The 19,351-nt window shown below is 56.7% G+C and carries 17 protein-coding genes; 9 read left to right on the top strand and 8 right to left on the bottom strand.

What is annotated here, in order from left to right; translation table 11 throughout:
- Nucleotides 1–69: 69 nt before the first annotated feature.
- From hofQ to pilM, 5 genes are read right to left on the bottom strand one after another with little or no spacing between them, the layout of a single operon-like run.
- Complete coding sequence (hofQ, locus tag FOV68_RS19210) at nt 70–1,338, bottom strand: DNA uptake porin HofQ (protein WP_143991370.1); 1,269 nt, start codon at nt 1,336–1,338, stop codon at nt 70–72.
- Nucleotides 1,280–1,660, bottom strand: a complete 381-nt coding sequence (locus FOV68_RS19205) for a DNA utilization family protein (RefSeq protein WP_143991369.1) — start codon at nt 1,658–1,660, stop codon at nt 1,280–1,282. The genes hofQ and FOV68_RS19205 overlap by 59 nt, the downstream gene beginning before the upstream one ends.
- On the bottom strand, nt 1,650–2,144 hold the full coding sequence (locus FOV68_RS19200) for a hypothetical protein (RefSeq protein ID WP_137230894.1): 495 nt from the start codon (nt 2,142–2,144) through the stop codon (nt 1,650–1,652). Before FOV68_RS19200 ends, FOV68_RS19205 begins: the two co-directional genes overlap by 11 nt.
- Nucleotides 2,137–2,679: a PilN domain-containing protein gene (locus tag FOV68_RS19195; protein ID WP_143991368.1), complete on the bottom strand. Its 543-nt coding sequence runs from the start codon at nt 2,677–2,679 to the stop codon at nt 2,137–2,139. The genes FOV68_RS19200 and FOV68_RS19195 overlap by 8 nt, the downstream gene beginning before the upstream one ends.
- The gene (pilM, locus tag FOV68_RS19190) at nt 2,679–3,485 is read right to left on the bottom strand and encodes a type IV pilus biogenesis protein PilM (protein ID WP_143991367.1); all 807 of its coding nucleotides are present in this window, start codon (nt 3,483–3,485) and stop codon (nt 2,679–2,681) included. The genes FOV68_RS19195 and pilM overlap by 1 nt, the downstream gene beginning before the upstream one ends.
- A 116-nt stretch (nt 3,486–3,601) precedes the next feature.
- On the opposite strand from pilM, the gene mrcA reads away from it, so the two are divergent.
- Nucleotides 3,602–6,151, top strand: coding sequence for a peptidoglycan glycosyltransferase/peptidoglycan DD-transpeptidase MrcA (gene mrcA, locus FOV68_RS19185; RefSeq protein ID WP_069025453.1), 2,550 nt, complete (start codon nt 3,602–3,604; stop codon nt 6,149–6,151).
- A 52-nt stretch (nt 6,152–6,203) separates the two neighbouring features.
- Here the strand turns inward: mrcA and nudE are convergent, their stop codons facing one another.
- Nucleotides 6,204–6,788 (bottom strand): ADP compounds hydrolase NudE, encoded by a 585-nt coding sequence (nudE, locus tag FOV68_RS19180; RefSeq protein WP_143789910.1) that lies wholly within the window; start codon nt 6,786–6,788, stop codon nt 6,204–6,206.
- 391 nt (nt 6,789–7,179) lie between these two features.
- Between nudE and FOV68_RS19175 the strand changes: the two genes are divergently transcribed.
- From FOV68_RS19175 to pckA, 5 genes are all read left to right on the top strand, one after another.
- The gene (locus FOV68_RS19175; protein WP_143991366.1) at nt 7,180–9,315 is read left to right on the top strand and encodes an intracellular growth attenuator family protein; all 2,136 of its coding nucleotides are present in this window, start codon (nt 7,180–7,182) and stop codon (nt 9,313–9,315) included.
- Nucleotides 9,316–9,372: 57 nt separating this feature from the next.
- A complete protein-coding gene (yrfG, locus tag FOV68_RS19170; RefSeq protein ID WP_115387112.1) occupies nt 9,373–10,020 on the top strand; it encodes a GMP/IMP nucleotidase in 648 nt (215 codons plus the stop codon).
- Nucleotides 10,021–10,033: 13 nt separating this feature from the next.
- Nucleotides 10,034–10,438 carry a ribosome-associated heat shock protein Hsp15 gene (gene hslR / locus FOV68_RS19165; protein ID WP_010253159.1) on the top strand — a complete coding sequence of 135 codons (405 nt, stop codon included), beginning with the start codon at nt 10,034–10,036 and terminating at the stop codon, nt 10,436–10,438.
- A gap of 49 nt (nt 10,439–10,487) precedes the next feature.
- Nucleotides 10,488–11,354 carry an Hsp33 family molecular chaperone HslO gene (gene hslO, locus FOV68_RS19160; protein ID WP_143991365.1) on the top strand — a complete coding sequence of 289 codons (867 nt, stop codon included), beginning with the start codon at nt 10,488–10,490 and terminating at the stop codon, nt 11,352–11,354.
- Between the two features lie 368 nt (nt 11,355–11,722).
- Nucleotides 11,723–13,342, top strand: coding sequence for a phosphoenolpyruvate carboxykinase (ATP) (gene pckA / locus FOV68_RS19155; protein WP_143991364.1), 1,620 nt, complete (start codon nt 11,723–11,725; stop codon nt 13,340–13,342).
- 39 nt (nt 13,343–13,381) lie between these two features.
- On the opposite strand, the gene envZ is transcribed toward pckA, so the two are convergent.
- Together envZ and ompR are read right to left on the bottom strand one after the other, a co-directional pair.
- Nucleotides 13,382–14,749, bottom strand: coding sequence for a two-component system sensor histidine kinase EnvZ (envZ, locus tag FOV68_RS19150; protein WP_010253168.1), 1,368 nt, complete (start codon nt 14,747–14,749; stop codon nt 13,382–13,384).
- A complete protein-coding gene (gene ompR, locus FOV68_RS19145) occupies nt 14,746–15,465 on the bottom strand; it encodes a two-component system response regulator OmpR (protein WP_003853014.1) in 720 nt (239 codons plus the stop codon). The genes envZ and ompR overlap by 4 nt, the downstream gene beginning before the upstream one ends.
- A gap of 537 nt (nt 15,466–16,002) precedes the next feature.
- Between ompR and yjbE the strand changes: the two genes are divergently transcribed.
- The 3 genes from yjbE to FOV68_RS19130 all read left to right on the top strand — a co-directional run bounded on the left by yjbE (nt 16,003) and on the right by FOV68_RS19130 (nt 19,338).
- Nucleotides 16,003–16,251, top strand: a complete 249-nt coding sequence (gene yjbE / locus FOV68_RS19140; RefSeq protein ID WP_010253177.1) for an exopolysaccharide production protein YjbE — start codon at nt 16,003–16,005, stop codon at nt 16,249–16,251.
- A 182-nt stretch (nt 16,252–16,433) separates the two neighbouring features.
- Nucleotides 16,434–16,907, top strand: a complete 474-nt coding sequence (gene greB, locus FOV68_RS19135) for a transcription elongation factor GreB (protein ID WP_010253180.1) — start codon at nt 16,434–16,436, stop codon at nt 16,905–16,907.
- A gap of 103 nt (nt 16,908–17,010) precedes the next feature.
- Nucleotides 17,011–19,338, top strand: coding sequence for a Tex family protein (locus tag FOV68_RS19130; protein WP_143991363.1), 2,328 nt, complete (start codon nt 17,011–17,013; stop codon nt 19,336–19,338).
- Nucleotides 19,339–19,351 lie beyond the last annotated feature (13 nt).

Here is a 19,351-nt window from a genome sequence, read left to right as displayed (position 1 = left end):
CGCTAAACCTTGTAAGCTAATTCCTCTCCTGCGTCAACGCAGATGGCCTTAAGGGACGCATTTTCCGTTTTATCCAGCCGTAAGCGCTGCTTCCCTGACCAATCGCGGCGTAATGAAGATCACCAGCTCTCTTTTTTTGCGCTGATCAGATTGCTGGCGAAACAACCCGCCAATCAGCGGCACATTTCCCAGCAGCGGCACCTGATTCTGTCCGCGGGTGCGCTGCTGCTGAAAGATACCGCCTAACGCCAGTGTTTGCCCGTCACTGACCGTGACCTGAGTCTCAATTTCCTGTTTATCAATGGATAATATGTCGTTATCGCCGGTTCTGATGCTGCGACCCGGCATATTCTGACTGATATGGATCTTCAGCTGGATGCGGCCATTGCCGGAAATCGTCGGTGTCACCTCCATACCCAGCACCGCTTCTTTAAACTCAATACTGGTGGCACCGCTGTTTCCTGCCGACACCTCATAAGGAATTTCTGTGCCCTGCTTAATCGAAGCGGTCTGCTGATGTGAGGTAAAGAGACGCGGACTGGCGATGATTTCAATCTGGTTCTCCTGTTCCAGCGCACTTAACTCCAGATCCAGAAGCTGCCCCCCGATACGCGCCAGCGCCATACCCACGCTGATGCCGGGTGAACTCACCGCCAGCGGAACATCCAGCCGGGGATGATGCAGAATATCAGTTACGGCGGCGTCCCCCGCCTGCAATCCCCACTTCACGCCCAGCTCCTGCAGATGCTCCTCGCTGATAGTGACGATGTGGGCTGACAGTTCAATCTGTTCCAGTGGCAGATCCAGCGCCCGTATCCAGCGCTCCGTCTCTTTCAAAGCCGCCGCAGTATCGCGCAGTAACAATGCGTTGGTGCGTTTGTCGACCGTCACGCTACCGCGCGGCGTCATCAGCGACTGACGCTCACTCAGCAGGCTGGTATACACCTCGCTGGCGCTGGCATAACGCAATATCACAGCGCGCTGTTGCAAAGGAACCTGCTGCAACTGTAGCTGCTGCTCAGCCTCACGTGCCTGCTGCTGAGCCTGCTGCCAGCTTTCCGGATAGACCAGCAGGACATTATCCTGTTCAACCAGCGTCAGCTTTGCCATGCGCGCCACCAGGTCGAGCGCCTGATGCCAGGGCAGATTATCCAGCCGCAGCGATAACGAACCTTCAACCTCTGGCGCAATCATCAGATTGATCTGCTGATAGTCAGCCAGCGCCTGCAAAATACGCTCTACCGGTGCGTTATCGAAAGTCAGACTGAGAGGCTCCTCATCAGCGGCGTAAACCGGCAGCAGGCAGCTTAGTAGCAGCAGAGTGGTTATCCTTATCATGCGAACGTCCTTTTAAATAAAATACGGCCAGTTGTGCGTTGCAGCTATTCGGCACCGCTAAGGTGAGGCTGCGGCGAGTCATATCCGCCAGTTGCCAGGGTGCGAATGGAAATGGCTTGCCGGTGCGGGCCGTAACGCTCTCTCCCTGCGGGGTCAGCAGCCAGGCATGGAAATGCGCCTCCCGGCCAATGATCCCCTGCAGACGCCAGTCGTTGAGCGGTTCTACTGATGCCTCACAGACGGAACCGGCAACAGGCCGGAACGGATCGCGCGCCAGTAAGCCGCCACAGCACAACAGTAAAATCAGCAGACTATGGCGCATCGTCAGGTTCCAGCCAGAGTTGAGCCTCCAGGTACTGCGGCTGTGCCAGCAGCTGGAAATGCACCGGAAACGGTGCGGAGACCTGGGCAAGCTCGGCAAAAAGCGACTGGAACGCCGGCCACTGCAGATGCAGCGTCAGCATGCGTGAGGGGGCGTCCGGCTGCCACTCTTCCAGCTGGTTACGGCGTGCCGCCAGGATCTCTTCCACTGCACGGCCCGATGCAGATGCTGATCTCGCCATCTGTATCGACTGCAGCTGCGCCTGCAACTGCGCATTATCAGGGTTCTGACGCCACTGGTGCTGACGCAGCTGCAAAGTGCGGGTCAACTGCAACAGCGTCTGCTGTTCAGCAATTAGCGCCTGCTGCTGTGGCCGTAACCACAGGATCCAGGAGAGCAGCAGCAGACCGGATAAGAGCGCGGTGAGCGAGCCATAGCGCGCAATAGCGGCCATCTGCCACCAGCGATCCCACCATTCACTCACTGTTCACCTCCTGCATCTCTGCCCGCAGTGAAAACTGATAATGGCCATCAGCCTGACGCTTAACCCCGCCCTGCGTCACCTGACCAAACAGGGCCACGGTGGTTAACTGCTGGCGGAACTGTCGGACTGCCGCGATATCCTGCGCCCGCCCCTCCAGTGTCAGACGGTTGTCGCGCTTCTCCAGCCGGGTCAGCCAGGCGGTGTCGGGCAGTAACGCGGGTAAATCGAGCCAGAACTGCTGCCAGGCGGCCAGTTGTGCAGCCTGCTGGCGATGCCTGGCCTGCTGTTTTTGCACGACCGCGAGCTGCTCCAGTAACTGCTTCTGTTGCGCTAACTGCTGCCCCAGGCTTTCCAGCGCCTGCTGCTGCGCCCTGCTCGCCTGCGCCACCTGCTGACGCATCTGATGGATCCGCCAGGTTTGCTGCATCACCACCAGTAACAGGGTGCCCATCGCCAGTGACAGCATGATCAGGCTCTGTCGCCGCTGCTGTTGCCGACGGCGCTGCCGCCAGGGCAGCAGATTAACCGCGACCATCACTCATCTCCGTCGCGCAGCGCCAGCCCGGCCGCCAGCGCAAAAGCGCCCGGATTCTCCGGCAAAGGTGGCTGCTTATAACGAAACAGATCAAAAGGGGAAAACGCGCTAACGTCTGCGGGCAACGGCGTCTGCTCTGCGGTACACCAGGCGACAGAGCGAGCCCCGGGAAAGGCCTGCTGTTGCAGTGCCTCCAGCGTGGCGGCTTCGCCTGTGTCAGCAGCGGTGTGCGCATCGCTCCAGAGCCAGCGGTTATCCTGCTGCAGAACCAGCACCGCATCGTCCTGCAGGGCTGCCTGCCGGGCTAACCGCTTCAGCGCCTCGGTGGTCAGTTCGAACACCTGCGGCTTTAAACCCGCCTGCAACAGGGGGGCCGCCCACTGGTCGATAATCTCCAGCCGCGCTGCCGTGACGCAGAGCTGACCGCTCTGCGCATCCGGCCGGTAATCCAGCGCCAGCGCAGTAGGCTCCAGCGGAAAGAGACGGCGTGCGGCCGCCTGCACGTAGTGCCCCAGCGCGGGCTCATTCAGCGACTGCGCGGGCAGGGGAAGCTGGCGCTGCAGCACCAGCTGGGCTGGCAGTCCGACCCGCAGCGAATAACGGCGTGGCAACCGCTGACGCCAGGTCGTTAAGGCCGCCAGTAATTCAGGCGAAGATTGCAGCACGCCGTTTCTTAACGTATCTTGCGGCAGCCGCTGCTGCCACCAGTGGCGTAGCTGCCAGCCATCACGACGCGGCTGGAGGGCCAGGGCGCAAATCTGCCTATTCTGAATATCCAGCCCAATTTGCCAGGTATGAAAAGCCATACGCGCGATCTCCTTATCGTCCGGGAAAATGGACATATCAAAGCGTCTGGCTTGCCTTTATACTACCGCGCGGTTGTTTATAAACTGCTCAAACGACAACAGATGGGAAATTCCAGGTGAAGTTCGTAAAGTATTTATTGATCCTTGCAGTGTGTTGCATCCTGTTGGGAGCTGGCTCGATTTATGGTTTATACAAATACATAGAGCCACAGCTGCCCGACGTAAACACGCTGAAAGATGTGCGTCTGCAAACCCCTATGCAGGTTTACAGCGCCGATGGCGATCTGATCGCCCAGTATGGCGAAATGCGCCGTATTCCTTTGACTCTGCAGCAAGTGCCACCTGTGATGGTGAAAGCGTTTATTGCGACCGAAGATAGCCGTTTTTACGAGCACCATGGTGTTGATCCGGTGGGTATTTTCCGTGCGGCCAGCGTTGCGCTGGTCTCCGGTCACGCCTCGCAGGGTGCCAGTACTATCACTCAGCAGCTGGCCCGTAACTTCTTCCTGAGCCCGGAACGCACCCTGATGCGTAAAATAAAGGAAGCGTTCCTGGCGATCCGCATTGAGCAGTTGCTGAACAAAGATGAAATCCTTGAGCTCTATCTGAATAAGATCTACCTCGGCTACCGTGCTTATGGCGTCGGCGCAGCCTCACAGGTCTATTTTGGTAAGCCGGTTGACCAGCTGTCGCTGAGTGAGATGGCGATGATTGCCGGTCTGCCGAAAGCCCCTTCCACCTTTAACCCGCTTTACTCGCCAAGTCGTGCCCTGTCGCGCCGCAACGTGGTGCTGGCGCGTATGCTGGATCAGCATTACATCACGCAGCAGCAGTATGATGAGGCGCGTAATACGCCACTGGTAGCGAAGTATCACGGCCCGGAAATCGCTTTCTCTGCCCCCTATCTCAGCGAGATGGTGCGTCAGGAGATGGTGAAACGCTACGGTGAGAATGCCTACACCGACGGTTACAAGGTCTACACCACCGTAACCCGTCGCCTGCAGGAAGCCGCGCAGACCTCCGTTCGCAATAACGTCATGGCCTACGATATGCGTCATGGCTATCGCGGCCCGACCAGCGTGCTGTGGAAAGTGGGTGAACCGGCCTGGGATCAGACGAAGATTGAAAAAGCGCTGAAGACGCTGCCGGTCTATGGTCCGCTCAATCCGGCTGTCGTAACGGAAGCGCGCAGCGATGAAGCGACCGTGATGCTGAAAGATGGCAGCAATGTGTCGCTGGCATTAGCCGGTGTGCGCTGGGCGCGTCCTTATAAGTCTGACACCGTGCAGGGCCCGACGCCGAAAAGCGTGACGCAGGTATTGCAGGCAGGCCAGCAGATCTGGGTACGCAAAGTGGGTGATGAGTGGTGGCTGGGCCAGGTGCCGGATGTGAACTCGGCGCTGGTCTCGCTGGATCCGAATGATGGTGCGGTGCGCGCGCTGGTAGGCGGCTTTGCCTTTAACCAGAGCATGTTTAACCGTGCGACCCAGGCGCTGCGTCAGGTCGGCTCTAACATCAAGCCTTTCCTCTATACCGCCGCAATGGATCGCGGGCTGACGCTCGCCTCAATCCTTAACGATGTGCCGATTTCACGCTGGGATGCGGGTGCGGGTGCTGACTGGCGTCCCAAGAACTCCCCGCCAACTTACGATGGTCCGATTCGCCTGCGTCAGGGTTTAGGCCAGTCGAAAAACGTGGTGATGGTGCGTGCGATGCGTGCAATGGGCGTGGATTACGCCGCGGAGTATCTGCAGCGCTTTGGTTTCCCGGCGCAGAACATTGTTCATACTGAATCGCTGGCATTAGGTGCGGCCTCGTTTACCCCGTTACAGGTGGTGCGCGGCTACTCCGTGATGGCGAATGGCGGCTTCCTGGTCGATCCTTACTTCATCACCCGGATTGAGAACGAACAGGGCGGCCTCATATTTGAAGAGAAACCGAAGATCGCCTGCCCGCAGTGCAATCTGCCGGTGATCTACGGCGAGACCAAAAAAGCGCTGGCTCTGAATGAAGAGAGCGTCGAGAACGTTGCTGCCTCAAATAACAACCAGAATCAGGCCGTTCCTCAGCCTGAACTGGAGCAGGTTCCCGCTCAGGCACAACAGGGTGAGCAGCAATATGCACCCCACGTGATCAACACCCCGCTCACCTTCCTGATCAAGAGCGCGCTGAACAGTAATATCTTTGGCGAACCGGGCTGGATGGGAACCGGCTGGCGTGCCGGGCGTGACCTCAAGCGTAATGATATCGGCGGTAAAACCGGTACCACTAACAGCTCGAAAGATGCCTGGTTCTCGGGTTACGGCCCTGGCGTGGTCACCTCAGTCTGGATCGGCTTTGATGATGCGCGCCGCAATCTGGGCCGCAGCACGCTCTCCGGTGCCATTCCCGATCAGATTTCGGGCTATGAAGGCGGTGCCAAGAGCGCGCAACCAGCATGGGATGAGTACATGAAGAGTGCGCTGGATGGTGTACCGGTGCAGCCGTTAACGCCGCCGGATGGTGTGGTCACCGTCACTATCGATCGCAGCACCGGCAAGCTGGCAAATGGAGGGGGTAACACCCGTCAGGAGTACTTCATCAATGGCACCCAGCCAACCGAATATTCGGTTCATGATGTGGGTACCACCATTATGGATAACGGTGAGAGTCACGAGCTGTTCTGATGTGACCCACGAAACCGCACTGTAAAAAAGGCCGACGTCAGTCGGCCTTTTTTTATTCAGTCACAGATGATATGCAGTAACTCAGCCGCCCCTGCTTCACCAGCCATTCGCGCGCCATAAACAGCGCACTGACATTACGTGCCTCGCGGAAATCGGGTTCATCCAGCAGCGACATCATATCGCTCAGCGGCCAGCGGTGGACAATCAGCGGCTCCGGCTCATCGCCTTCCAGCTTTTCGGCGTAGAGACCTTCCGCCACCACAATATTCATTTTGCTGGAAAAGTAGGAGGGCGCCATGGTGAGTTTGCCCAGCGTTGTCAGCTCATCAGCACCAAAACCGACCTCTTCTTTCAGTTCGCGAACTGCCGCTTCATTCACGGTTTCACCTGAATCGATCAGCCCCTTGGGGAAACCAAGCTCATAGGTTTCCAGTCCGACGGCATACTCCTGAATCAGGATCAGATGGTCATCAATAATCGGCACAATCATCACCGCTTCACGCTCTGAGGGCTTCATCCGCTCATAAACGCGATGCGCACCATTGCTGAAAGTCAGATCGACCGATTCAATGGTGAATAACCGTGAACGTGCCACGGCGGTGATATTGAGGATGTCAGGTTTTTTTGGAATTTTCATATCAGCCTCAAATTATTTTGCGCCGGCTATCTGGAGCGAATTAGCATACCTAACCACAGGCAATTGTGCGACAGTCAGACAATCACGTTATCGTTACACAGATTACATCGATTGAATAACAGCCTTTGGTTATCAGTTAAGACTAAATTTGCATTAGTCAATATGCTGCGATAAGTTTCAGATAATACCGATATTTAATCCAGTCTGAGCCGGTTACCATTCGGACAAGGCAGGGTTTAACAAATGCTAATCAGATATACGCTGGCACTATTTCATCGGGTGTCTGACTCCTCAGGGTTATATAATCTTCCGGAATGCCTCTTTTATAGCGAGCATAACCGAAAGCGAAAGTTTAAAGTGAAGGCAGCATTTTGGCTGAATTGAGCAGAGCATGAGCACAATCTTGATGATCCTGGCCATAGTGCTGACCTGTTCAATACTGGCAGGCATTGGGTTCTGGTACGCTATGCGGCATCGTCCGCCGTTGGCGAAACCTCTGCCATTTATCAGTCCGCCCTGCCGTAAACTCTCTGCTCAGGAGCGTGAGGCGGTTGATAAGTATGTCGCCGCGCTGGAAAAGCAGCCCCGTACTACGGTGACGACCGATAAGCGCAGCGCGTCCGAACGTCTGACGCTGACGGCACAGAGCAACAATGTCTATCCCGTTACCCGTGCGATTACCCGCTACGGACTCTCTACGGACGATCCCCATAAATGGCGCTACTACCTTGATGAAGTTGAAGTTCATCTGCCGCCGCTGTGGGAACAGTACATCGCCGACGAAAACTACGTTGAGTTAATCCGCACCCAATCTATTCCGCTGGTGATCTCGCTGAACGGCCACTCGCTGGTGGATTACGCCGTGGATCAGCAATCGTTGCCGACGCTGATGCGTCCGGTGTCGACCAACGCCTCTATCCGCAAAGCGGAAACGGAAAACGTCGAACTGCTGCAGGTACGCAAAGAGACACCGGAAGAGTATCGTCTGTCGCGGCCAGATGGCACGCGTGAAGCGGTGATCATCTCTCTTGCCTTCTTACTCTTCTTCTTCAGCCTGTTAGTACCCGCAACGCTGATGATCTGGCTGGTGCTGACGGGTGCAGTCATGATTGCCGCCAGCCTGTGGCTGCTCTACCGCATTCCAGGTGAGCGCGGCCTGCGTGACATACACTGCCTGCGCGGCGCGCCAAAGCGCTGGGGCCTGTTCAGCGAATCGAACCAGGAGCAGAGCAATATCACACTGGGGATTATTGACCTCGCCTATCCACCGCACTGGCAGCCTTATGTGGCGCACGATCTCGGACAGGTGACGGATGTGGAGATCTACCTCAACCGTCAGGTGGTGCGTCAGGGCCGCTTCCTGTCGCTGCAGGATGAAGTCAAAAACTTCCCTATTCAGCGCTGGCGGAAAAACGTAGTGCTGGCCTGTGGTTCACTGATGGTGCTGACCATGCTGGTCACCTGGATCCCGCTCGGCATGCCGATCAAGCTCAGTCTGGCCTGGGCCAGGGGCACCGACAGCCTGGAGGTCAGCAGCGTCGATAAACTCAGCAGCGTGCCCCTGAATATTGGCGACAACCTCAAAGTAAGCGGTACCGGCATGTGTTCGGTGCCGGACAACTATCAGAGCAACCGAAGTTACGCCTTCATGCCGTTCGACTGCTCGGCGGTCTACTGGAATAACGCCACGCCGTTGCCGCAGCCGCAATCGGACATTATTGATAAAGCCGCTGCTCTGCAGGAGACCACCACAAAGCAACTGCATCCGGAAACCAATACCGATCCTAAACTGAATCCGCAGCTGGCCTCCGCGATTCAGAAGTCCGGCATGATTCTGCTGGATGACTTCTCCGATCTGGTGATGAAAACGCAGGATCTCTGTAATCAGCCACAGGATTGTATGCGCCTGAAAAATGCGCTGGTGAACCTGGGCAATGCCAAAGACTGGGAAGCGCTGATGCGTCGCGCAGATTCCGGCCAGCTAAACGGCATGAATGTGCTGCTGCGGCCGGTCAGTGCCGAAGCCCTGGAAAACCTGGTTAATACCGCCACCTCGACCTTCTTTTTCCGCGAAACCCGTCGTGCGGCAGAAAATCTTAACAGCCCGCCGCCAGGGGGGTTCCTGATCGTCAGCGACGAGGGTCGCCAGCTGGTGAATCAGCCTCAGCCAACCGTGTCTCTGTTTGATCTCGATCCGCCCTCTCAGTGGCGCGAACTGCAACGTATCTCCGCCATGCTGCTGCATACGCCTTTCAGCGCCAGCGGCATCATCACCAGCGTTTCAACGGATGCCAACGGCACGCGTCATATCGTGTTGCACAATGAACCGGATGCCATGGCGCAGTGGCGCTATCTCGGCACCGTATTGCTGCTACTGGTGCTGCTGACCTGCGGTGTGATCAATGGGTTACTGGCGCTACGCCGTATGCACCTTAATCGCCAGCGCATGATCGATATCCAGCACTACTACGACAAGTGCTTCAATCATAACCTCGGCACTTTGCAGAGCGTGCGCCCGATATTCTGAGCCCTGCCCTTCTGTGCTACCCTGTCGCCCGGTTTTTTTACAGGGTGAAACATCCGCATGCTCAACTGGTCTGAGATTGATACCGTGCTGCTCGACATGGATGGCACACTGCTGGATTTGGCGTTTGATCGTCACTTCTGGCTGGAGCATGTGCCTGAACAACTCAGTCAGCAACGCGGCATTACCCGAGCGGAAGCCGAAACGATCATCGCGGAAAAGTATCAGGCCGTCGCCCATACGCTAAACTGGTATTGTCTGGATTACTGGGCAGAAGCGCTGGCGCTGGACATTCGTGCCATGACATGGGCGATGCGCAGCCGCATTGCGCTGCGTGACGATACGCTGCCTTTTTTGCAGGCTCTGCGTCGCGCGGGCAAGTCCACTATCCTGCTGACCAACGCGCATCCTTACAATCTGGACGTCAAACTGGCGCAGACGGGTTTAGCGCCGCACCTTGATTTATTACTTTCCACCCATACCTTTGGGTATCCGAAAGAAGACCAACGTTTATGGCAGGCGGTACAACAGCACACCGGCTTTTCTGCGCCGCGCACGCTGTTTATCGATGATAGCGAAGTGATTCTGGATGCTGCGACGATATGGGGCATCGGCGAGTGCTTAGGCGTAAAGAACCCCGATTCGGGTCGCCCTGAGCAAATCTTTCAGCGTCATCGCGCCACCGGCGATTACCGGACGCTGATCTGAGTCAGGAGCAGCAATGAAGAAAGAGAAAAGCAGCGAAGAGGTACGCCTCGACAAGTGGCTGTGGGCCGCGCGCTTTTACAAAACCCGGGCAATTGCGCGGGAGATGATTGAAGGCGGCAAAGTGCATTACAACGGCCAGCGCAGCAAACCCGGCAAAGTGGTGGAGCTGAATGCGGAACTGACACTGCGTCAGGGCAACGATGAACGCACCGTGGTGGTGGCGGACATCAGCGCTCAGCGCCGTCCCGCCAGCGAGGCCCAGCAGCTCTATCGCGAAACCGATGCCAGCATTGAAAAACGCGAAAAAATGGCGCAGGCGCGCAAAATGAATGCGCTGACTATGCCCCATCCCGATCGGCGACCTGACAAAAAAGAGCGTCGCGATTTGATGAAGTTTAAATTATCGGGCGATGAGTAACGCCGTCTTAGCTGACGCGCCATCGCCCCGTACCAGTGAGAGAAAAAATATGTCAGTCCAGGATCAACTGCACCGTTATCTGTTTGAAAATGCCGCCGTGCGCGGCGAGCTGGTGAACGTCTCTGAAACCTGGCGTGAAACCGTAAAGAACCATGACTATCCGGCACCGGTTAAAACGCTGCTGGGTGAGATGCTGGTCGCCACCAGCCTGCTGACTGCCACGCTGAAGTTTGATGGCGAAATCACCGTGCAATTGCAGGGTGACGGTCCGCTGTCGCTGGCGGTGATCAACGGTAACAACAACCAGGAACTGCGCGGCGTAGCGCGTATCAAAGGCGACATCCTGGACGACAGTACCCTGAAAAGCATGGTGGGCAATGGCTATCTGGTAATCACCATTTCCCCTGAAAAGGGCGAACGTTATCAGGGTGTGGTGGGACTGGAAGGTGAAACTCTGGCGGAGTGCCTGGAAGATTACTTCATGCGCTCAGAGCAGCTGCCAACGCGGCTGTTTATCCGCACCAGCGACAAAGGCGCCGCGGGTATTCTGCTGCAGGTGATGCCGGCGCAGGATACGGAGAAAGAGGTTTTCGACCATCTGGCAACGCTGACCGAAACCATTAAAACGGAAGAGCTGATCGATCTGCCTGCGAATGAAGCGCTGTGGCGTCTCTACCATCAGGAAGAGGTTACCCTCTACGATCCGCAGCCGGTGATCTACAAATGCACCTGCTCGCGTGAGCGCTGTGGCGAAGTACTGAACACGCTGCCCCAGGAAGAGGTGGATGAGATCATCGCGGAAGATGGCAAAATCGACATGCACTGCGACTATTGCGGCTCAAACTACGTGTTTGACGCCGTCGATATCGCCGCTATCCGCAGCCACTCCCTTGAGAATAATAACCAGCTTCACTGATTTATCGGGCGGCTTCTGCCGCCCCTTCCCCGCCGCCCATCCCTATCCCCATAATTTTTCAGACAAATTATCTTTTTTTACTTTCATAACATCTTTTAAACGTTCGAAACATAGCCTTAACGCGCCCTGAGTCGCATTTTTAGATCACTGCCCTTTTTCCCTTAACGCAGAAGAGTAAACTGCGCGCGATCGTGCAAACGCCCGGAAGTCAGAGGCAGATGCCCTGAATAGCCCGGTGATCTTTGCAGGCTGTCGTGACGAAGCGCAGTCGACTGTCAGTGATTCGCCACAGCCGATACAACAGCCGGTGGCACGATCCCAACCTATCTCTGCTTTGCAGAACAGACACCGATTTAAGGAGCAGTAAAATGCGCGTTAACGGCCTGACCTCGCAAGACCTTGCCGCTTTGGGCATCGTGGATACCACGGAAGTGGTTTACAACCCTGATTACGACACGCTATTTCAGGAAGAGACGCGCCCGGACCTCGAAGGTTTTGCTCGTGGCACCCTGACGCAGAGCGGCGCGATTGCAGTAGACACCGGGATTTTCACCGGGCGATCGCCAAAGGATAAGTACATTGTGCGTGACGACACCACGCGCGATACCCTGTGGTGGAACGACCAGGGCACCGGCAAAAACGACAATCAGCCCCTGTCGCAGGAGACCTGGAACGCGCTGAAAAGCTGCGTCACCCGCCAGCTTTCCGGCAAGCGCCTGTTTGTGGTGGATGCGTTCTGTGGTGCCAATGCCGATTCCCGTCTGAGCGTACGTTTTGTCACCGAAGTGGCCTGGCAGGCACACTTCGTGAAGAACATGTTCATCCAGCCTGACGAAGCTGAACTGGCCGAATTTACCCCCGACTTTGTGGTGATGAACGGCGCCAAATGCACCAATCCAGACTGGCAGGCGCAGGGTCTTCACTCTGAAAACTTTGTCGCCTTCAATCTGACTGAACGCATGCAGTTGATTGGCGGAACCTGGTACGGCGGCGAGATGAAGAAGGGTCTGTTCGCCATCATGAACTACCTGCTGCCGCTGAAAGGCATCGCCTCGATGCACTGTTCAGCAAACGTGGGTAAAGCGGGCGATGTGGCGGTCTTCTTTGGCCTCTCAGGCACCGGCAAAACCACGCTCTCTACCGATCCTGACCGCCAGCTGATCGGCGATGATGAGCACGGCTGGGATGATGATGGCGTGTTTAACTTCGAGGGCGGTTGTTACGCCAAAACCATCAACCTTTCTGAGCAGGCTGAGCCGGAGATCTACCGCGCCATTCGCCGCAATGCGCTGCTGGAAAATGTGGTGGTCCGCGAAGATGGCAGCGTCGATTATGACGACGGCAGCAAAACCGAAAACACCCGCGTCTCCTATCCGATCAATCACATCGACAATATCGTGCAGCCGGTCTCAAAAGCGGGCCACGCGAAGAAAGTGATTTTCCTGACCGCGGATGCGTTTGGCGTGCTGCCACCGGTTTCACGTCTGACGCCGGAGCAGACGCAGTATCATTTCCTGTCAGGTTTCACCGCCAAACTGGCGGGTACCGAGCGTGGCGTCACTGAGCCGACCCCCACCTTCTCCGCCTGTTTCGGCGCGGCATTCCTGATGCTGCATCCGACGCAGTATGCAGAAGTGCTGGTGAAACGGATGGAGGCGTCCGGTGCGCAGGCTTATCTGGTCAATACCGGCTGGAACGGCAGCGGCAAACGCATCTCACTGAAGAATACCCGCGCCATTATCAATGCCATTCTGGCGGGTGAGCTGGATGATGCGCCGATGGAAACGCTGCCGATCTTTAATCTGCAGATGCCGGTTACGCTGGGCGAACTGGATAGTGATACGCTCGATCCGCGTCGTAGCTGGGAGAGTGAGGAGAAGTGGACCGCCGCCGCCGAAGGTCTGGCGCAGCGTTTTATTGATAACTTCGACAAGTACACGGATAACGCCGCAGGTGCTGCGCTGGTGAAAGCTGGCCCGCAACGCTAAAAGAAGCGGCGCGGCAATGAAACTGCCGCGCCGTTTTTATCATCCCGACACGCTGTTGCTGCCGTTGTTGTGGCTCAGCGCCATGCTTTCCACTAACGGTAACCAGGCACGAATGCGTAAACCGCCGCGTTCGCTCTCGCCAATCTCCAGCGAGCCCTGATGGGCATCAATAATACGCTGCACGATCGCCAGGCCCAGACCGGTACCGCTGGTGCTGCGGGCGCTGTCGCCGCGCACAAAGGGCTGAAACAGATGCGCCAGCTGATCCGGCTTGATGCCAGGTCCATCATCTTCCACCTGGAACCAGGCACGATGCAGTTCCCGTCCGCTGCTGACCCTGATCCAGCCATTACCGTATCGCGCGGCGTTGACCACCAGGTTAGCCAGTGCCCGTTTAATCGACAGCGGGTTGATATCCAGCATTAACTCTTCCGGCATCACCGCATTTTCGATCTCACGTTCATAGCCGCTTTCAGCGGCCACCACTTCGCCCAGCACACTGTTAAGGTCGGCGCGCTCAGTCTGCATCTCCTGACCGGTACGCAGGTAGTCAATGAACTGTTCGATAATGGCGTTGCACTCTTCGATATCTTTATTAATCGATTCGGCCAGGTAGCCATCCTGCTCGCTCATCATCTCAGTGGCGAGACGAATACGGGTCAGCGGCGTTCGCAAATCATGGCTGACTCCCGCCATTAACAGCGTGCGGTCATCCGCCAGCTGCTTCACTCCGGCCGCCATCTGGTTAAAGGCGCGAGTCACCGATCGCACTTCTGAAGCGCCATACTCGCGCAGCGGCGGCGGAATAATCCCGCGCCCGACCTGCAGGGCGGCGTGCTCCAGATCCACCAGCGGTCGGTTCTGGATGCGGATAAACAGCCAGGCACCGCCAATCGCCAGCAGCATAATCGCCAGGGTGTAGCGGAACAGCGGCGAGAAGTCGCCCTGATGAATCTCAGTCAACGGCACCCGCACCCAGATATCGGGCGACAGCCAGGTTTTCAGCCAGACGACGGGCGAGTTTTTGTTAACCTCAACCCGCACATCGGTGGGACCGCCAAGCTGCTGGCCCATCTGCTCGCTCAGAAATTCATAGTGCTGCGCCCATCGCAATCCGCTCTCCTCTGCTGCTGCATTGGTGTAGAGCGAGATCCCCAGTTCGCGGTAGATTTCCCGGCGAAACGCCGGTGGCACTTCCAGCTGCGTGCCATCTTCCAGCTGCAACCGGTCGGTCATCAGCATACGAACTTCGTAAGCGAGCACCTTATTGAACTGTTGCAGGCTGGGAAGAATGGCGAAGTTCAGCACCACCAGATAGGTCGTTACCAGGCTGACAAACAGCAGGGTAACGATCAGCAGCAGGGTGCGGGCAAACGAACTGCGAGGCGAGAAGCGCAGTCGCTTCATGCTTTACTGCCGTCCGGCACAAAGACGTAGCCCAGACCCCAGACGGTCTGGATATAACGCGGATGCGCAGGATCCTCTTCCACCATGCGACGCAGGCGGGAGATCTGGACGTCAATCGAACGTTCCATGGCACTGTATTCACGGCCACGCGCCAGGTTCATCAGCTTATCGCGAGACAGCGGCTCACGCGGATGGCTGACCAGTGCTTTCAGCACCGCAAACTCACCGCTGGTCAGCGGCATCGGCTCATCTTCACGGAACATCTCGCGGGTGCCGAGGTTAAGTTTGAACTTACCAAACGCGATGATCGCCTCTTCCTGCGAAGGCGCGCCTGGCAGTTCATTGGCCTGACGGCGCAGCACCGCACGGATGCGCGCCAGCAGCTCACGCGGGTTAAAGGGTTTAGGAATATAGTCGTCAGCGCCGATCTCCAGCCCCACGATACGATCCACCTCTTCGCCCTTGGCGGTCACCATAATAATCGGCATCGGGTTGCTCTGACTGCGCAGACGACGGCAGATAGAGAGACCATCCTCGCCCGGCAACATCAGGTCGAGCACCATCAGATGGAAGGATTCACGGGTTAACAGACGATCCATCTGCTCGGCATTAGCGACACTGCGCACCTGAAAGCCCTGCTCGGTGAGATAGCGTTCAAGCAGTGCACGCAGACGCATATCATCATCGACGACCAGAATTTTGTAGTTCTCTTGCATTTTCAACTCCCAAAGGCGCTATTGCCTGAGCCAACATTGTTAAAAAAAGATGCCTTATAGTGACAGTCATTAATGGTTTATATTCTAGCCAAAATTGTTACAAAGCATATTAAACAGGAGCTTATATTTGATTTAAGGCGATTCCGGGCCAGTTTTAACGCGTCTGGCGCTGCCCGGCCCCTGTTACGGCAAATCTGAAAAAATGGCTCTGTTTCTCTGAATCGCTGGCGTCAGAAGCGGTCCGGTTTTTATTCGATGAACGAATTCAGCAAGTTAGCAGACAATTTGACTTAATGATCAGCCATCATTGTGGATAAGCTCCAGATAATCTACCTCAACAGCGGCCAGGCAGCATAATATTCCAGCAAACCTGCGTAACGCCCCACTCTCCTCTCGGATTAGTTTCAGCGGTGCCACCAGCAAGGCCAGTTGAAATTAAAGTCCGTTAAATCAATCAGTAAAGCCAACTTTTCGCCTTCTCCGTTTTCAACCAGACTGCTCAGGCAACATTCGATGTCTCAACGGGGATTACACACAATGAAAAAAACAATTTTACTGCTGAGCGCGCTGGCATTAAGCAGCGTCACTCCAGCTTATGCTGCCACAGCCACCGGTGAAGCAGCTGGCGCAGCGGCAACCACCACAGCACAAGGTAATTCTAACGCCATCGGTGTTGGCGCAGTCGCAGCCCTGCTGGGCGTTGCACTGGCCACCATGGGCGGCGGCGGCGGTGACGGTCACAGCACCGGTACATCGACCACCACGGCGACTCACGCCGGTAAATAAGTATCACGATTTCTTTTATAGCTTCAGATTACTGGCTTCAGATTGTTGTTCAGCACCAACCCTTTCGCCGCCGGGGAAGTCATCGTGGGTTTTTAGCCTTTAAAAACCCTTTCCCCGCCCTTTTTTGCCGCGCCCCCTTTGTCTTACACTGTTCTTCTTTGGATCTCTCTGGCCGGTATAGCATGAAAACCCGACTCATTACCCGCGAAGGCTTCGATAAGCTGAAAGCAGAACTCGACTATCTCTGGCGTGAAGAGCGACCGGAAGTGACAAAAAAAGTCACCTGGGCTGCCAGTCTTGGCGATCGCAGTGAAAATGCCGATTATCAGTACAACAAAAAACGGCTGCGTGAAATCGACCGTCGCGTTCGCTATCTGACCAAAAGTCTTGAACAGCTGCGTATCGTTGACTATTCCCCTCAGCAGGATGGCAAAGTCTTCTTTGGCGCCTGGGTGGAAATTGAAAACGATGAGGGCGACCTCAAACGCTTCCGCATTGTGGGCTACGATGAGATTTTTGGCCGCAAAGATTACATCTCCATCGACTCGCCCATGGCGCGGGCGCTGCTGAAAAAAGAGGTCGGCGATGCCGCCACCGTCGAGACGCCAGTGGGGCCGGCGCTGTGGTATATCAATGCGATTGACTACCCGCAATAACCCTTCAGATTATCGCTGAAAGCCGCCCGCGTCTCTGGCAATTTTAACCATCAATCCGTATAACTGTCGGCTATTTCTCAACCCGGAAAGCAAGACAATCCTGATGATGAAAGTTCTGAGCCAGATAATTGCCAGTGAGCTCCAGGCGCGTCCAGAGCAAGTTGACGCCGCCGTTCGCCTGCTGGATGAAGGGAATACCGTGCCGTTTATCGCACGCTATCGTAAAGAGGTCACCGGCGGGCTGGATGATACCCAGTTGCGCCAGCTGGAAACCCGCCTCAGCTATCTGCGTGAACTTGAAGAGCGACGCCAGTCGATTCTGAAGTCGATTGACGATCAGGGGAAACTCACTGACGACCTCGCCCGCGCGATCAACACCACCCTCAGCAAAACCGAGCTTGAAGACCTCTACCTGCCCTACAAACAGAAACGCCGGACGCGTGGACAGATCGCTATCGAAGCGGGTCTGGAGCCGCTGGCGGAGACGCTGTGGCAGGAGCCGTCTCACATTCCTGAGCAACTTGCCGAACAGTATGTCGATGCCGACAAAGGCGTCGCCGACGTCAGTGCCGCGCTGGATGGTGCCCGCTACATTCTGATGGAGCGTTTCGCTGAAGATGCCGCGCTGCTGGCGAAAGTGCGTAATTACCTGTGGAAAAATGCCCATCTGGTGTCACGCGTGGTGGAAGGCAAAGAGGAAGCGGGCGCGAAGTTCCGCGACTACTTTGATCACCACGAAGCGCTGAGCGGCGTGCCGTCGCACCGTGCGCTGGCGATGCTGCGTGGCCGCAACGAAGGCGTGCTGCAACTGTCGCTGAATGCCGATCCACAGTTTGATGAAGCACCGCGTGAGAGCCACGGCGAAACGCTGATTGCTGAGCACCTGAACCTGCGCCTGAATAACGCTCCTGCCGACAGCTGGCGTAAAGCGGTGGTGAGCTGGACGTGGCGCATCAAGGTGATGCTGCATCTGGAAACAGAGCTGATGGGCACGGTGCGCGAACGCGCAGAAGATGAAGCGATTAACGTCTTTGCCCGCAACCTGCACGATCTGCTGATGGCCGCTCCCGCCGGTATGCGCGCCACCATGGGGCTGGATCCGGGCCTGCGCACCGGCGTCAAAGTGGCGGTGGTCGATGCCACCGGCAAGGTCGTCGCGACCGATACCGTCTATCCGCATACCGGCCAGGCCGCGAAAGCCGCAGCCGCCGTAGCGGCACTCTGCACTAAGCATCAGGTTGAGCTGGTGGCGATTGGCAACGGCACCGCTTCACGTGAAACTGAGCGCTTCTTCCTGGATCTGCAGCAGCAGTTCCCGCAGGTCACGGCGCAGAAAGTGATTGTCAGTGAAGCTGGCGCATCTGTCTATTCGGCCTCTGAACTGGCGGCGCTGGAGTTCCCGGATCTCGATGTTTCACTGCGCGGCGCGGTGTCGATTGCCCGACGTTTGCAGGATCCGCTGGCTGAGCTGGTGAAAATCGACCCGAAATCGATCGGGGTGGGTCAGTATCAGCATGACGTCAGTCAGAGCCAGCTGGCGAAGAAACTCGACGCGGTAGTAGAAGATTGCGTGAACGCCGTCGGCGTTGACCTCAACACCGCCTCGGTGCCGCTGCTGACCCGCGTAGCGGGCCTGACGCGCATGATGGCGCAGAATATTGTCGGCTGGCGTGATGAGCATGGCCGCTTCCAGAACCGTCAGCAGTTGCTGAAAGTGAGCCGCCTTGGGCCAAAAGCCTTTGAGCAGTGTGCGGGCTTCCTGCGCATCAACCATGGCGATAACCCGCTGGATGCCTCAACTGTGCATCCGGAAGCCTATCCGGTGGTGGAGCGCATCCTGGCCGCCACCGAGCAGGCACTGAGCGATCTGATGGGCAACGCAGGCAGCCTGCGTAATCTCAGCGCCCGCGATTTCATTGATGAACGTTTTGGTCTGCCGACCGTCACCGACATCATGAAAGAGCTGGAGAAACCGGGCCGCGATCCGCGTCCTGAGTTTAAAACTGCACAGTTCGCTGAAGGCGTAGAGACGCTGAACGATCTGACGCCGGGCATGATCCTCGAAGGTGCCGTCACTAACGTGACCAACTTCGGTGCATTTGTGGATATCGGCGTGCATCAGGATGGCCTGGTGCATATCTCTTCGCTCTCCGATCGCTTCGTGGAAGATCCGCATCAGGTGGTGAAAGCGGGCGATATCGTTAAAGTGAAAGTGATGGAGGTCGATCTCCAGCGCAAGCGTATTGCCCTGACCATGCGTCTTGATGAGCAGCCTGGCGAAGGCAATGCCCGTGGTGGCGCGAAGAACGCTGCTCCGCGCGAAGAGAAACGTCAGAACAACGCAAAAGGTCGTCCGCGTCCGGTCAGCTCGTCAGCAGGTAACAGTGCGATGGGTGATGCGCTGGCTGCTGCTTTCGGTAAAAAACGCTAAGCTTTTCAGGGGG

It is taken from the genome of Pantoea sp. paga, from assembly GCF_007558755.1.
Taxonomy (GTDB): Bacteria; Pseudomonadota; Gammaproteobacteria; order Enterobacterales; family Enterobacteriaceae; genus Pantoea; species Pantoea agglomerans.
This window is presented reverse-complemented; position numbering and strand designations above follow the sequence as displayed.

Excerpts from the sequence above, each read along its gene's own strand:
- yjbE (WP_010253177.1), top strand. The coding sequence starts at position 16,003 with ATGAAAAAAACAATTTTACTGCTGAGCGCGCTGGCATTAAGCAGCGTC.
- FOV68_RS19175 (WP_143991366.1), top strand. The coding sequence starts at position 7,180 with ATGAGCACAATCTTGATGATCCTGGCCATAGTGCTGACCTGTTCAATA.
- greB (WP_010253180.1), top strand. The coding sequence starts at position 16,434 with ATGAAAACCCGACTCATTACCCGCGAAGGCTTCGATAAGCTGAAAGCA.
- hofQ (WP_143991370.1), bottom strand. The coding sequence starts at position 1,338 with ATGATAAGGATAACCACTCTGCTGCTACTAAGCTGCCTGCTGCCGGTT.
- nudE (WP_143789910.1), bottom strand. The coding sequence starts at position 6,788 with ATGAAAATTCCAAAAAAACCTGACATCCTCAATATCACCGCCGTGGCA.
- hslO (WP_143991365.1), top strand. The coding sequence starts at position 10,488 with ATGTCAGTCCAGGATCAACTGCACCGTTATCTGTTTGAAAATGCCGCC.
- ompR (WP_003853014.1), bottom strand. The coding sequence starts at position 15,465 with ATGCAAGAGAACTACAAAATTCTGGTCGTCGATGATGATATGCGTCTG.
- FOV68_RS19195 (WP_143991368.1), bottom strand. The coding sequence starts at position 2,679 with ATGGTCGCGGTTAATCTGCTGCCCTGGCGGCAGCGCCGTCGGCAACAG.
- pckA (WP_143991364.1), top strand. The coding sequence starts at position 11,723 with ATGCGCGTTAACGGCCTGACCTCGCAAGACCTTGCCGCTTTGGGCATC.
- FOV68_RS19205 (WP_143991369.1), bottom strand. The coding sequence starts at position 1,660 with ATGCGCCATAGTCTGCTGATTTTACTGTTGTGCTGTGGCGGCTTACTG.
- yrfG (WP_115387112.1), top strand. The coding sequence starts at position 9,373 with ATGCTCAACTGGTCTGAGATTGATACCGTGCTGCTCGACATGGATGGC.
- pilM (WP_143991367.1), bottom strand. The coding sequence starts at position 3,485 with ATGGCTTTTCATACCTGGCAAATTGGGCTGGATATTCAGAATAGGCAG.
- FOV68_RS19130 (WP_143991363.1), top strand. The coding sequence starts at position 17,011 with ATGATGAAAGTTCTGAGCCAGATAATTGCCAGTGAGCTCCAGGCGCGT.
- envZ (WP_010253168.1), bottom strand. The coding sequence starts at position 14,749 with ATGAAGCGACTGCGCTTCTCGCCTCGCAGTTCGTTTGCCCGCACCCTG.
- hslR (WP_010253159.1), top strand. The coding sequence starts at position 10,034 with ATGAAGAAAGAGAAAAGCAGCGAAGAGGTACGCCTCGACAAGTGGCTG.